This is a genomic window from Microcoleus sp. Aus8_D2 (assembly GCF_036702665.1).
GTDB lineage: Bacteria > Cyanobacteriota > Cyanobacteriia > Cyanobacteriales > Microcoleaceae > Microcoleus.
In genome coordinates this window covers 64,082-78,850 of the sequence record NZ_JAUBUN010000023.1, presented here as the reverse complement: position 1 = coordinate 78,850, position 14,769 = coordinate 64,082, and the positions used below count along the sequence as shown (strand labels likewise).

Below are 14,769 nucleotides of genomic sequence, written 5' to 3'. Positions count from 1 at the left end.
GTGGTCAGGTGCGTCGCTGCTAAATAGTCGATAGGTAGCTCGGGATTGTTCGTGGCGACACACCCTACAAATACTAGCGAGCTAAAGTCAGGCAATTCACTTTAGGTTGTGAAACTTTACATTGTGTTACATACTTGAATTTATTTGCGCCTACCTACTTCAAGCTATATTTACTCACAAATTTCTACCATTGGGAACAAATTGGCTCTAGGATTTGTCTTAGGGAACTTTAATAGTTATGGACGTACTAACAACCTAATTGTGTGATTCTGAGTCCTGAGCGCGAGGGTTGCGATCGCGAATAATCCCCAACTATTGCAACACAATCCAGACAGCGACCAGGACTGTTTCAGTGGCTCATAGCTTAATAATTATATCTTGCCTTTGGCCAGCTTTATTCGACCTAGCTAGTAGGTTCAAATGATTATTTTTCAATACAGATTTGATTTTTTTAGGCAATAAAATCGCCACTTGTGAGTTCCATTTTAAGTGCATCTACGAGGAAAAATTATCATGCAAAAAATTACAGAAATAGTTTTCATCGCTCCAACCGTTGAAGATTACCAAACCCTTGCACAAAGCGCCGAACCAAGGACAGAGACATTTATACTCGATCGCGCGGGGGATGGAATCGAGCAAATTACACAGTTACTAGCTAGCTACACCGATATTTCAGCAGTTCACATTGTTTCTCACGGCGGGCCTGGAAGTTTGCAACTCGGGGAAATTGAGCTAAATTCTGGCAATCTAGACGGCTGGGCCGATCGACTCCAGCAATGGAAAAAGGCCTTAACCCCCAACGCGGATATCCTGTTGTACGGTTGTAACGTGGCGGCAGAAATCGCCCCACCCGTAGGAGAACTCTCATTTCTGCAACGCCTCAATCAACTCACAGGTGCAAACATCGCCGCCTCCAATAGCCTGACAGGGAGTGCTGCATTAGGCGGTAACTGGGATTTAGAAGTAACAATTGGCTGTGTTGAGACAGAAGCGGCATTTAGTCAAGAGGCGATCGCAGCTTACAATCACGTTTTAGCCACCATCAACGTCACCACGATCGCCGATGAAGATAACGGCATTTTGGGTGGAGGTAGTGGCATCTCCTTGCGCGAAGCCATTCGGTACTCTGGGACAGGCGACACCATCAATCTGCCAGCGGGTACTTACACGCTGACTATTACTGGTGCTAACGAAAACTTGGGGGCGACAGGCGACCTCGACATTACCAAAAACCTCACCATCACGGGTGCAGGCGCAGCAACCACAACTATCAACACTGCCACCGGTTGGAACGATCGCGTGTTTCACGTCCTTAACGGCAATACCTTCAGCCTGGACGGCGCGACTATCTCAGGGGGGAACGTCACTCCCGATATCGGTGGCGGCATCTTGAACGAAGGCACTTTGACTGTTACCAATTCTACTTTTGAAAACAACAAAGCCAACTCAGGCGGTGCTATCAACAATAGCGGGAGTCAAATGACTGTTAGTGGCAGCACCTTCGCCCTGAATACAGCGGGTGGTGGCGGGGCGATATTCAACAATAGTCTGGGAAAGGCGACAATTGACAGCAGTATCATCAACAACAACCAGGCGACTGGGTTCGGCGGTGGCGCCATCCGAATCCTGTTCGGCGAACTGAGCATTACTAATAGCAGTATTACCAACAATGAGGTGACATCTCAAGGTGGTGGTGCCATTTACAACGAAGCTACGCTTACCATCACTGGCAGCACTTTCTCCGGCAACAAAGCAAGCGATCCTACTTGGGGAGGTGGCGCAATCTACAGTGGTGGCACTCTCAACATCACTAATAGTACGCTTTCCGGCAACACGGCCGCAGAAAGAGGCGGTGCTATTTGGTGGATTGGTAATGCTGGGACGATCGCGAACAGCACCATTACAAATAACACGGCCGACTCAGACGCCACCAACGGCGCTACTGACAATGGCGGTGGTATATTCAGCAGTGCTGCGACGATCGGCCTGAGAAATACCATCATCGCCGGTAACTTGGATGCTTCGACCGCAGCAGGAACTATCGTGCCCGACGTTTCAGGAAACATCACCGGGAATAACAACAATCTGATCGGCAGCCTGACGGGCAACACGGGTACCATTGGTACGGGTACTGACATCGTTAATTTAACTCCAGGACTAGCAGCACTGGCAAATAACGGTGGCATCACCCAGACTCACGCCTTACTGCCTGAAAGTCCTGCCCTTGACAGGGGTAATAGCGCGATCGCACCTACTACAGATCAGCGTAACTTACCCCGGCCCTCTGGCAGCGCTGTTGACATCGGCGCGGTTGAATTGCAGCAGACTGTCAGCATTACCGCGACGGATACTTCAGCAACTGAAACTCCGATCGATACAGGTACTTTCCGCGTCAGCCGCAGCGACAGCACGATCGGTAATTTAACTGTAAATCTCGCGATCGATCCCAGCAGCACCGCCGTTGCTGCCGACTACACCCTCAGCAGTGCCTTTCCCGTCACTATTCCCAACGGACAGAGCTTTGTGGATGTGATTCTGACTCCGGTTGATGACACTATACCCGAGTTGGCAGAGACGCTGCGGTTGAATTTGGCAAATGGAAATTATACGATCGCACCTGCCAGCAACAATGCTACGGTAACAATTGCAGCCAATGATGCGATTTCTTATGCGATCGCACTTACAAATCCAGCCACAAGTTCCCTCACAGAAGGGAATTCCGGCACCAAACCCGTCTCTTTTACCGTCACCCGCAGCGGTGGTACGGCGGTAGCAAGTAAAGTAGATTATGCGATCGCAGGCACTGCAACTAACGGCGCAGACTACAATAACATCAATGCTGCGGGGGCTACTACCGCTACAGGGACGATCGCCTTTGCCGCCAACGAAACTTCTAAAACTATCGCGATCAATGTCTTGGGCGACACCCTAGTTGAACCTGACGAGACAATTACCGTCACCCTCAGCAACCCGAATTTGACCGCAGCGCCGGAAAGCTCTACTGTTACTGCTAGCACTGCGACTGTGACGATCGCCAATGATGACACGTCTAGTCTGTCGATCGGCGATGTAACTGTTACCGAGGGAAATACGGGTACTGTTAATGCCAACTTTACCGTCTCCCTCTCAGCAGCTTCTAGCCTTCCCGTCACCGTCAATTACGCCACGTCAGACGGCACTGCTAACACTGCTGATAGCGATTACGCAGCGGCAACAGGAAGCCTCACCTTCAATTCCGGGGAAACTACAAAAACCATTGCTGTTGCTGTCAACGGCGATTCTAAGTTTGAAGCTGACGAAACATTTAACGTCAACCTCAACACTCCGGTTAATGCGACTATTGCTAAAGCAACAGGCATTGGGACGATCGTGAATGACGACTTACAGTCTCCCACGCCCACTCCGACTCCGACTCCAATTCCAACTCCAACTCCAACTCCAACTCCAATTCCAACTCCAACTCCGACTCCAATTCCAATTCCAACTCCGACTCCAATTCCAATTCCCACTCCGACTCCAATTCCCACTCCGACTCCAATTCCCACTCCAACTCCAATTCCCACTCCAACTCCAACTCCAATTCCAATTTCAATTCCAACTCCAACTCCAATTCCAATTTCAATTCCAACTCCAACTCCAATTCCCACTCCAACTCCAATTCCCACTCCAACTCCAATTTCAATTCCCACTCCAATTTCAACTCCAATTTCAACTCCGACTCCAACTCCAACTCCAATTCCCACTCCAACTCCAATTCCCACTCGAATTCCGACTCCAATTTCAACTCCGACTCCAACTCCAACTCCAATTCCCACTCCAACTCCCACTCCAACTCCGACTCCAACTCCCACTCCAACTCCAACGCCAGAAATTCAAGACAAAGATTGCATTTGCCAGCAGATAACCTTCCCCAGCCTGACTGCTATTGGCGGCGCCAACCAAACAAATACCAACAATATCAACGGTACAGAAAGCGACGACACTCTGCTGGGTTCCATTCGCAATGACAATATCAACGGTTTAGACGGTAACGACTTGTTATTTGGCTTTACTGGCGATGACAATATTTATGGCGGAATTAACAGCGATGTCCCGCTTAGCCCCGGTAAAGATGACGATCGGATTTTTGGCAATGAGGGTGATGATTACCTCAATGGCCAGGCTGGGGATGATTTAATCTTTGCGGGCGAGAACAATGATGTGGTTTACGGTGGCAAAGATGACGACCTAATTTTTGGGGACAAGGACAGCGATACTTTAATTGGTGGTGAGGGTAACGATACTTTATACGGCGGCACTCTTAACCCTTTAGACAGCGATTCTACAGGTCGCGATTTGCTATTTGGTCTTAATGGCGATGATTACTTGAACGGGAAAGAAGCCGAAGATTCCCTTTCTGGCGGTGATGGAAATGATACACTGCACGCTGGCAAAGGCGATGATTTAGTCTTGGGAGACTCGGGCAACGATTTGTTGTTTGGCGATGAGGGCAGCGATACTCTCTGTGGCGGTGACGGGGAAGATACTGTGTACGGGGATATTGGCACCGCTATGCCGAGTTCTGCGGGCATTCAAGACCAAATCTGCGGCGGTGAGGGCAACGATTGGCTGTTAGGCAATGAAGGTGAGGATACTGTCTGCGGTGATGCTGGGAATGATTGGCTGTTTGGAGGTGAGGGTAATGATACTCTGATTGGAGGTACTGGGAGCGATCGATTTATTTTAGGTGTTGGTCTCGGCAGCGATACTATTTTAGACTTTCAAGATGGGATAGATGCGATCGGCTTGAGTGGTGCTTTAAGCTTTTCGCAACTGAGCATTGTTGTAGAAAATAATTCTACTTTGCTCCGAGTTACCAGTTCCAATCAACTTTTAGCAACTCTCACCAATGTACCAGCGGGGCTGATTAATATTGCCGATTTTGCAGCAGCGATCTAAATCGATACCCGTGAGAACACGGGAATACCGGGTTTTTTGACAAAAATACTGCGTTACAGCCCACAGATTTGCTAAAATACCCGGTTTCTATCGGTTCGTAGTGCGGACTTCAGTCCGCAGAATAAGAGCGGACTGAAGTCCGCACTACGAACCTTAGTTATTGCGCGGAGATGATATTAAATATCGCAAAAAAGCTGAAACCCGATTGAAATTGTTAGCATAAAGGCAATCGAGACGATGTGAGTTCCGATTCCGTTTGATTTATCAACTATGGAGGACTACTTCTATGCCATCTTCGACATCTCCTACAGAGCGAACCAGTGGATTATACGTGCGTTCCCCGGAGGGAGAACAAATCGTTTTTCCTCTGAAGCATACAGAAGTCAGAGCCAAAATAGCCGGAAATCTCTCGCGAGTTGAAGTCTCCCAAAAATTTGAAAATCCTTTTACTAAGCCGTTGGAAGCCGTCTATATTTTCCCGCTACCTGCGGAAGCCGCGGTAGATGAGATGGAAATCAAAATTGGCGATCGCACTATTAAAGGCAGCATCAAAAAACGCGAAGAAGCTCAACGCATTTACGAAAAAGCCAAACAAGAAGGGCGGACTGCGGGTTTGCTGGAACAAGAGCGAGATAATATTTTCACCCAATCCCTCGCCAACATCAAACCGGGAGAAGAAATCGAGGTCACGATTCGCTATACTGACAGCTTGAAATTTCTAGCTGGCGATTATGAATTTGTGTTTCCGATGGTTGTCGGGCCGCGATATATTCCCGGTACGCCACTGGATGAAACAACCGCCAGCGGTAGCGCCCCAGCCCCAATGACAGTCAATTCGTCTACCGATATCGTCCCCGATGCGTCGCGGCTGAATGCCCCGATTTTGCCGCCGGGAATGCGATCGGGACACGATATCGGCGTGACGCTGGAAATTGAGGCGGGCGTACCAATTCGTAATGTCAATTCCCCATCTCACAAACTGCAAATTGAATATTTTGACTCACCTCAAACTTCCCCAAGCAGCGAGGAAAAAAATGGGATGAAGGTGTGCGTTCAGTTGGGAAATGCAGATACAATTCCCAACAAAGATTTGATTGTTCGCTATCATATTTTGGGTCGAGAAACTCAATCGACGGTATTAACTCAATCGGACGCTCGCGGCGGGCATTTTGCAGTTTACTTGATTCCGGCGATCGAGTACAAAACCGATGAAATTGTGCCGAAAGATGTCGTCTTTTTAGTCGATACTTCCGGTTCGCAAGCCGGTGCGCCTTTGCAGCAATGTCAGGCATTGTTGCGGCAGTTTATTAATGGGCTGAATCCGGCGGATACTTTCTCGATTCTGGATTTTTCTAACTCGGTGCGGCAACTGTCAACACAACCGCTACCGAATACAGCAGAGAATCGGCAAATGGCGATCGCACATATCAACAAACTCTGCGCTTCTGGCGCTACGGAAATGTTGGGCGGAATTCGGGCGGCGATCGATTTTCCCGCACCATCGGGGCGCTTGCGAAATGTGGTATTTCTCAGCGACGGTTATATCGGCAACGAAAACCAAGTTCTCGCCGAAGTGCAGCAGCATCTCAAACCGGGGAATCGCCTGTACAGCTTCGGTGCGGGGAGTTCCGTCAATCGTTTTTTACTCGATCGCATTGCCGAAATTGGGCGGGGGTTCTCCCGGATTGTCACCCACGACGAACCAGTTAACGAATTTGTCGAAAAGTTCTTCCGCCAAATCAACAATCCCGTGTTGGTGAATCTGGAAATTACTTGGCAGGGAGAGGGCGAAAATCCGGTAATTTATCCTTCAATTGCACCTGATTTATTTGCCGAACAACCCCTCGTTCTATTTGGCAAAAAGGGCGATCGCCAAGCTGGAACACTTCAGATAAAAGGGGTTAGCGCAGGCGGACACCAGTACGTCCAAACCTACGAAATGAACTTTACCGATCCTGGAAATCCGGCATTAGCCCAGCTTTGGGGGCGGCACCGCATCAAAGATTTGATGAATCAGATGGTGCAGTACGAAACCAAGGTGGGAGTGGAAACAGTGACGGAAACGGCGCTAACCTATCAGCTTCTGTCGCAGTACACGGCTTTTGTGGCTGTCAGCGATGACGTGCGCGTCGAACCGGGTACGGAATCGATCGCGATGAACCTGCCTGTAGAAATGCCGGAAGCGGTAGAATATGGGCAAGTATTTGAGAGTGTCAGTCTAGAAGACTTGCGAGCTGCTCGGACTGGAATGTCGTATTTGGGCTCTCTCGACACTGGGGAAGAACTAGAGCGTGGCATCTCGTTGCCCGCGAGGGTTTTTGAGGGGTCTCGTAAAGAGCGGTCGATATGCTACTCTCCAAGTGCACCACCAAGCGCCGAACTATCGCCAATCGTACAGCAAGTAAAAGTCGTCATCGCCACAGGGTTAGATCGAGCGACGATCGCTAGTTTAAACAAACACCTGCAAGTCCTTACTTTTCCGGGAGAATTCAACGGCGAACTGGCATTAGAAATTATCATCCGCAAAGGGCGTATCACCCGGATACTTGTAAATGAAGATGCCTCGACGGTGACTGATGCGGAGGTCATTAAAGAGATTAAACGATCGCTCTTTAGTTGGCTAATTCCTGGCTTAATTAAGGATATCGAACGATCGCTCTTTAGTTGGCTAATTCCTGGCTTTGTGAAGGATACTGTTAAGCTGACGTTGCAGGTTAGATCTTGATACTTTGAGGTCTGAGAATGTCCCGTCAATATTTGACATCATGTTCGATCGATTACCATAACAAAAATGGTTCGTAGTGCGGACTTTAGTCCGCAACATGAGAGCGGACTAAAGTCCGCACTACGAACCTTACTGTTTGAATTAAACCGCAGCCAACTCTGGAGTCGGACGCTTGCTGTGGCGGATACCCTCGATCGCACCTGCGTAATCCTTCGCCTTAAACACAGCAGAACCTGCTACGATCGCATTTGCCCCTGCTTCCAGCACCTGCCAAGTATTGTCTACCTTCAAACCGCCATCGACTTCAATCCAAGGATCGAGGCCTCTCTCGTCGCACATTTGGCGCAACTTGCGAATTTTCGGTACCATAGTCGGGATAAAACTTTGACCGCCAAAGCCAGGGTTGACGCTCATAATCAGGATTAAATCGCAAAGTTCCAGCACGTGCTCGATCAACTCCAGCGGCGTCGAAGGGTTCAAAACCACACCAGCCATTTTGCCCAATTCCCGAATTTGACCCAGGGTGCGGTGCAAGTGAGGCGAAGCATTGTGTTCGGCGTGCACCGAAATAATGTCAGCACCAGCCTTAGCGAAGTCCTCCACGTACTTCTCCGGCTCCACAATCATCAGGTGGACATCCAGGGGCTTGGTAGTAACGGGGCGAATTGCTTCGACAATCAGCGGCCCGATCGTAATATTAGGTACAAAGCGACCGTCCATCACATCTACGTGAATCCAGTCGGCGCCGGCGCGATCGACAGCCTGAATCTCTTCTCCGAGACGGCTAAAATCGGCGGATAATATTGATGGAGAAATAACGATCGATTTTTGGGATTTGGTCATGGCTAGGTCTGTGTCTCCTGTCTCCTGTGCTGTATCCAGTTTATCAAAATACGGCGATCGGGGCTCAAAGTTGTGAATAATAGCTAGGGACAGGTTTAGCGGAAAAACTTGACCTTTAACCCGCAATTTTTGTGCAAAACTCGCTCAGCTCTCCGAATTTGGGTTTAGGATATAATTTTTACCTCTAACAAATAAGTTTCGTGCAAAACTAGACCTGCTGCAAATTTTCAGTAGCGAATTATGAAAAATACAGATCCCTTAGACAATCCCGAACTCGATCGGGCAAGTCTGTTTGTACTAATGATCCCAGTCATCGGGTTTTTCCCCGCCCTGTGGAATCTTTACCGCCGTCAGGGCACCCCCGAACGCCAAGCCGTCAGCCGCTTGGCAATTGCCCTTGCTTTTAGTTGGCTTTTAGGACATATTCTTTTAGAAGCTGGAGCGATTTCTGCGGAATCTCCGACACTTACCATGTTATTAATGAGTAGCCTGCTGACAACCAGCTATTTTATCGTTGCTCTGGGACTGATGGTTCGCCTCTGGAAGCGTCAACCGCTATGGTTGCCCGGAATTAGCCGCGTAGCCGAGCAAGTGGTCGGCAAACATTTATCATAATTTAGGGTTCCTTTAAGCCCCTACCGTATTGATTGAGTGCGTTTTCAGCTTGATACTACATATTGTCACGATCTTTTTTATTTTTGTTGTGTGTGAGGAAGCCAGTGCCAGCTCAAAAAACTCCTAATCAAGACCCTATCAAACAATCAACCGCTCAACCTTCAACCAAAAAATCGAACCAGCCCCATCGAGGCCGTTGGCTGGGTTTTGGTTTTGGTTTGGCTGGAGTAGCCATGCTCTCAGCCACAGCCGGAGCGCTGCTAGCCGTCTCCCTTTCCACAACGCCACTTCAGCAACAAAAGTTGAGTCCTGAAGAAGCGGCGGTGTTTTCTCAAGGCGACATGGCAAAACTCAGCATGAAGATGCCGGAGCTAACTCGCCCAGTTAATATTTTAGTTTTAGGACTTAAGGTTCTGAGTTCAGACCTCGAAGGCCATCCCGATAAGGATCAGGGATACGATGTCTGGCAAAACTCTTTTAAGGGGTTAACCGATACTATGCTGTTAGTGAGGTTTGACCCTCAAAATAAAAAAATAAGCGTGCTTTCCATTCCGCGAGACACCCGCACCTATGTTGAAGGTAGGGGTGTCGTGAAAATCAATGAGGCTAATTACTACGGCGGCCCGGCTTCTTCAGCGAAGTCAGTCAGCGGACTGCTGGGCGGCGTGGGAATTGACCGCTATGTCACAGTCAATATTCAAGGTATCAAAAGTTTGGTAGATGCCCTGGGCGGCATTACTATTAATGTCCCTAAAGACATGAAGTATACCGATGAAAGCCAGCATTTATATATTGATTTAAAGGCTGGCAAACAGCGTCTCAACGGCGAACAAATCGTGCACTATTTGCTTTACCGGCACGACGATTTGGGCGATATCGGGCGAGTGCAGCGCCAGCAATTGTTGATGCGGGCTTTTGTGGAAGAGCAAGTTAATGTTGGTTTGCTGTCTCGCTTGCCGAAGATTTTGTCGGTGATTCAGTCTCACCTTGACACGAATTTGAGTATAGAAGAATTGGTGGCTTTGGCTGGTTTTGCTACTCAAACCGATCGCGCTGGCGTGCAGATGTTGATGGTTCCGGGCAAATTCAGCGATCCTAAGGACTACAAGGCAAGTTTTTGGTTGCCAGACCAAAATGGCATCGAAACTCTGGTAGCAGAGCATTTTGACTTCGGTCAAAATACTTGGACAATCGAGAATGCTGATTCGACTTTCCTGAAGGTGGCGGTGCAAGACAGTACGGGCGATCGATCGGCTGTTGAAGATTTTGTCAGGACTTTAACTCGGGCAGGCTATCGGAATGTTCAGGTTTCTAGAGCTTGGTCTGAACCGCTAGACGTAACTACGATTGTAGCTCAAGACGGCGACATTAAAGGTGCTCAAGCGATTCGCCAGTCTTTGGGTTTTGGAGATGTGCTGGTTGAGAGTACCGGTGCTTTGCAGTCGGATGTGACAATCAGATTGGGTAAGGATTGGCTGAGTAAAAAAACTCAGTCCGGTGGGGGACTTTAAGTCTTTTTAAACTGGGTTTTAAATTCGGTATTTGTAGGGACACAGCAATGCTGTGTCCTCTTTTTTTTTATGAGTTTAGATGAGGGCGATCGCTTTGAAAGTCGATCGCACCCTACGGCCAAATAAAATAACCGCAACCATGTCATTCCCAGCGGAGCCAAGTGAAATGAAGCCATCGCACCCACAACCAACCTAAAAAACTCCCAAGAAAATAAGAGGGAAAATCCGACCAACTAAAGGTATTGCCCAATACCAGCCTTCCCGGCAAAGTAGCTCGAATTGCTTGTAAAAATGGAGGTTTCCACAGTTGGAGAAACTCGATCGCGCACGTAGCAAGACATACAGCTACAGCAGCCCTATTTTGCGAAAATCGAGGCCAGATGAAAACTACCAGCGAAATCCAAAACATTTCATAAGCTATGCCCCCAAAATAATCCTTGAACCATTCCGGTGCAGCGCCGTGAGAAAATCTCACCACATAACCTAAAGGGACAATCACAATTATACCGATGAGCAGGGCTATTCGATATTTGAAAAAACGGTGATTAAAAGTCATTGGATTTGAGATTTTAGTTAGATAAATGGGATATTTAAAATTTAATATGATTGGGATTGACACACTAACTGTTTTTTTTACTAAAACACGCCTGAGAATATGAGTTTAAAAACCCGGTTTATGAGAGTTACTGTGCGTAATTTGTGATGATTTTAAACCTTTCCAATCAGCAAATAAGTCCTCATTTCTCCCTTACCTTTGATGAACATCACTCCTCTATCCTCAAAAATATATTTATCGCCCAACAATTCGCGAGTTGCTTCTGTGACGTGAATGCAGCCCGGAATGCCGTGAGATTCCATCCGCGAAGCCGTATTTACCGCGTCGCCCCACAAATCGTAAATAAACTTTTTCGTGCCAATTACGCCCGCTACTACAGCCCCGGTATTGATGCCGATGCGAATGCTTAAAGAGTGACCGCGGGCGATGTTAAATAAACCGATCGCCTTTTGCATACCGATCGCCATTTGGGCTACAGCTTCCGCGCCATCGCTCCGAGGGATCGGAATGCCGCCAGCTACCATATAACCGTCGCCAATTGTCTTGATTTTCTCTAAATGGTGCAAATCGGTCAGGCGATCGAACTCGCTGAAGATTTCGTTAAGCAAGTACACCAATTCTTTGGGAGTGATTTGAGACGAAAGCTGAGTAAAGCCAACGATGTCGGCAAACAAAATTGTCACCTCGGCGAATCCTTCAGCAATGTTTGTTTCGTTTTGTTTTAAACGTTTAGCAATTGATTGCGGTAAAATATTTAATAGCAATTGCTCCGACTTTTCCTGTTCCGCGCGGATGGCGGCCTCGACTTGCTTGCGATCGCTAATATCCCGGACAAAGGCGCAGTGGTACTCGCTGCCGTTGAATTCTAAATAATTGGCTGTTACTTCGACGGGAAAAAGTTTGCCGTGTTTGGTGCAATGCTGAGATTCCAGGGTAAGAGAGCCGCATTTCTTGATAGTTGGCCAGTGCAGCGGCCAGATTTCGGCGGTAAAGTTGCTATCGATTTGGCTGAGATTCATTGACAGCAACTCGCTGCGGGAATAGCCGAGGGAAACACAAGCTGCATCGTTAGCGTACAGTATTTTAGTATCCCTTCCGATCCAAAAAATCGCATCGCCGGCTCGATCGACCGAAAACTGAGTCAGTTGCAGAGCGTTGTTGGCAGTTTCCAGTTGTGCGGTACGATCGACCAATGCTAAACGGTTTAAATATCGATCGGTAATATCGTTGAGCAGCCACAGGCGGCCCGGTACGTCGCGCAGCAAAGTAGGAGTGCTCGACAGATTCAAGACTTGGCAGTTGGGTTGGGAAAAAACCCACTCCCAATCGCGAATCTTAGCGTCTGCTTTGCTAAAAAAATCTGCTGCTTTGGCTGCAATTTCCTCTGAATTTGTGGCCCTAGATCGCAATTTTGCCATCGCATCAGCAATCGCCGCCGCTTCTTGAGCGCCTTCTGTCAAACCGAACAGTTGAGCCGCCACACTATTAATCCAACCTTGTTCGCCACTGGCGTCCACAAATACCACCCCCTGCGGTATCGTCTGCAAAATCGCGCTGTAGCGAGTTTGCAGCTTTTCTAGGCGGAAGTTGGCGTAATGAAACCTGAGTATGGTGCTCAATCCCCCCAGCACTGACTCGGTGAAGTTTTGAAAATAGGCAGAAACTCGGTAGGGGCGGTACCAAACCAGGACGATCGCCCCTGGTTTGGGCCCCCGAACCACTTCATCTCCCTCAGGTGCAGACAGCGGCAGCACTGCGAGGGATTTTGCTCCTTTGCTGAGTAAGGTACGGTTAGCGCCGGGAGTTGTGGCGTAGTCCCAATAGTAGATGCAGCGGTTGTTGGCTAGGGCCCCGGCAAAGATTTTCGGACTGGTGAATCGACTCGGCAAAGCTGTGGCGGGCACGCAGGCGATCGCCTCGGCAGTTACGTCATCGAGTTGGCGCAGGGCGATCGCTGCATCGGCTTTAGCATACTCCCGTAGCATTGTCAAAGTTTTAGCAATAACTGTCTGAGCGCCTTCTGTATCCCCGGTACGGGTGACGGCTGCGAGTACATTCTGCGAAGCCAATTGCCACTCAACTCGCAACAGAAACCTCCGCGCCAGAATGCTGAATGCCACAGCGATAGCGAGTGTCATCCACGAGTCGAGCAGCAAGTCACCGGCGGCGGGAAACAAAACTTTCAAACCCGTCAGGAGTCCCAGCATTCCCAGCAACGCCCGATCGCGCGGTAGCAGCACGCACAGGAGAAATACGATACTTTCGTCGATCGAACAACTGACTGCTGTGTGTTGCCAACTGTCGATCGCGATGAAAAAAACAAACAGCAATACCAAAGGCATCCTGAACGTCGGCAAACTGTCGGGATGGCGCAGCGCTGAAGATTGAAAAATTAAAAATAAACTGTTTTTTGGCAGTTTTAGACTTAATTCAGGAATTTTCTTGAAATAGTTAAAGCATTTTTCCCGCCAGTCCATTTTTTATTTTTGACTTATAATTTTTGATTATTTTTTAGGGCGAGGAAAGATAGGATGCGATCGCCTGCGTGATTTTCCCTGGTGCGCTGATGTGGGGAAAATGACCCCGCGCATCTATTTCTATCAGTTGACTTTTGGGTATTTTTTGAGCCATATATCGGCCTACATCCACAGGTACGGCGGGGTCATCCTTCGCTTGGAGAATCAGTGTCGGTACTTTTAGCTGCGGTAATTGCGATCGATAATCCGACTCAAAAATCACCTTAATTACAGCTTGGGCAATATCTGGGCGGATAGCAGTTAGAGTCTTGGCAAACTGGGCTGCTAATTCCGGCTGCTCTGGGTGACTCATCATTAACGGCGCAAAACCGCTAGCCCATGCGTAGAAATTAGACGACATCGCCGCGTACAAGCTATTGAGGTCAGACGGCTCAAAACCGCCTACGTATCCCGTATCATTTAAATAACGTGGAGATGCACCAATAAATACAAGCTTGTTAAATAGTTTTGGCTCGGCTAGGGCTGCTAACAAGCCAATCATACCGCTAACCGAGTGACCAATTAAATTACAATGTTTCAAATTTAACTCGCAGCAAAGCTCTAGCAAATCTTCTGCATAGCTGTGAATGCTGCTGTAGCGGTGCGGGCTGTAGGCAGCAAAATCGGAATTTCCAGCCCCAACGTGGTCAAAAAGTACGATGCGGTAGTTGGGTGCAAAGGTGGCTACCTGATGTCGCCAAGCTGTTTGATCCGTCCCGAAGCCTTGCGCAAAAATCAGGGTTTGAGCGCCTTTACCCAGGATCTTGACATTGTGGCGCTCAGCGAGCGAAGTTTTCATTTTTGTAATTTTTATTAATTTAATACTTAATATTATCATGTATGTTTATATGGGAGGATGTGTTCGGAGCGCGATATTTTTAAGCATCTTATATCCGCTAAAGTCCTCACACTAAAATAGGTTTGTAGTGAGGACTTTAGTCCGCAGAAAAATCTTAGGACTGAAGTCCTCACTACGAACCTAGAATTTTTAGGACTGAAGTCCTCACTACGAACCTAGAATTTTTAGGACTGAAGTCCTCACTACGAACCTAGAATTTTTAGGAC

8 protein-coding genes are annotated in these 14,769 nt (G+C 48.2%); 4 read left to right on the top strand and 4 right to left on the bottom strand.

Going from position 1 to position 14,769, the window contains the following annotated elements:
• The first annotated feature begins 513 nt into the window (after positions 1-513).
• Positions 514-4,938, top strand: coding sequence for a DUF4347 domain-containing protein (locus tag QUB64_RS18935; RefSeq protein WP_333275336.1), 4,425 nt, complete (start codon positions 514-516; stop codon positions 4,936-4,938).
• Between the two features lie 286 nt (positions 4,939-5,224).
• The gene (locus QUB64_RS18930) at positions 5,225-7,663 is read left to right on the top strand and encodes a VIT domain-containing protein (RefSeq protein ID WP_333275334.1); all 2,439 of its coding nucleotides are present in this window, start codon (positions 5,225-5,227) and stop codon (positions 7,661-7,663) included.
• Between the two features lie 141 nt (positions 7,664-7,804).
• On the opposite strand, the gene rpe is transcribed toward QUB64_RS18930, so the two are convergent.
• A complete protein-coding gene (rpe, locus tag QUB64_RS18925; RefSeq protein ID WP_333275332.1) occupies positions 7,805-8,506 on the bottom strand; it encodes a ribulose-phosphate 3-epimerase in 702 nt (233 codons plus the stop codon).
• Between the two features lie 240 nt (positions 8,507-8,746).
• On the opposite strand from rpe, the gene QUB64_RS18920 reads away from it, so the two are divergent.
• Positions 8,747-9,121 (top strand): hypothetical protein, encoded by a 375-nt coding sequence (locus QUB64_RS18920; protein WP_333275330.1) that lies wholly within the window; start codon positions 8,747-8,749, stop codon positions 9,119-9,121.
• A gap of 104 nt (positions 9,122-9,225) precedes the next feature.
• Positions 9,226-10,632 carry an LCP family protein gene (locus QUB64_RS18915; RefSeq protein ID WP_333275328.1) on the top strand — a complete coding sequence of 469 codons (1,407 nt, stop codon included), beginning with the start codon at positions 9,226-9,228 and terminating at the stop codon, positions 10,630-10,632.
• Positions 10,633-10,774: 142 nt separating this feature from the next.
• On the opposite strand, the gene QUB64_RS18910 is transcribed toward QUB64_RS18915, so the two are convergent.
• The 3 genes from QUB64_RS18910 to QUB64_RS18900 form a co-directional block, all read right to left on the bottom strand.
• Entirely contained in the window at positions 10,775-11,188 is a 414-nt protein-coding gene (locus QUB64_RS18910; RefSeq protein ID WP_333275326.1) for a ribosomal maturation YjgA family protein, read from the bottom strand.
• A 152-nt stretch (positions 11,189-11,340) separates the two neighbouring features.
• Entirely contained in the window at positions 11,341-13,665 is a 2,325-nt protein-coding gene (locus QUB64_RS18905) for an adenylate/guanylate cyclase domain-containing protein (RefSeq protein ID WP_333275324.1), read from the bottom strand.
• Between the two features lie 34 nt (positions 13,666-13,699).
• Complete coding sequence (locus QUB64_RS18900) at positions 13,700-14,503, bottom strand: alpha/beta fold hydrolase (RefSeq protein ID WP_333275322.1); 804 nt, start codon at positions 14,501-14,503, stop codon at positions 13,700-13,702.
• Between the last annotated feature and the right edge of the window lie 266 nt (positions 14,504-14,769).

Coding starts and splice junctions, on each gene's coding strand:
- QUB64_RS18910 (WP_333275326.1), bottom strand. CDS start 11,188: ATGACTTTTAATCACCGTTTTTTCAAATATCGAATAGCCCTGCTCATC.
- QUB64_RS18905 (WP_333275324.1), bottom strand. CDS start 13,665: ATGGACTGGCGGGAAAAATGCTTTAACTATTTCAAGAAAATTCCTGAA.
- QUB64_RS18930 (WP_333275334.1), top strand. CDS start 5,225: ATGCCATCTTCGACATCTCCTACAGAGCGAACCAGTGGATTATACGTG.
- QUB64_RS18935 (WP_333275336.1), top strand. CDS start 514: ATGCAAAAAATTACAGAAATAGTTTTCATCGCTCCAACCGTTGAAGAT.
- QUB64_RS18920 (WP_333275330.1), top strand. CDS start 8,747: ATGAAAAATACAGATCCCTTAGACAATCCCGAACTCGATCGGGCAAGT.
- QUB64_RS18900 (WP_333275322.1), bottom strand. CDS start 14,503: ATGAAAACTTCGCTCGCTGAGCGCCACAATGTCAAGATCCTGGGTAAA.
- rpe (WP_333275332.1), bottom strand. CDS start 8,506: ATGACCAAATCCCAAAAATCGATCGTTATTTCTCCATCAATATTATCC.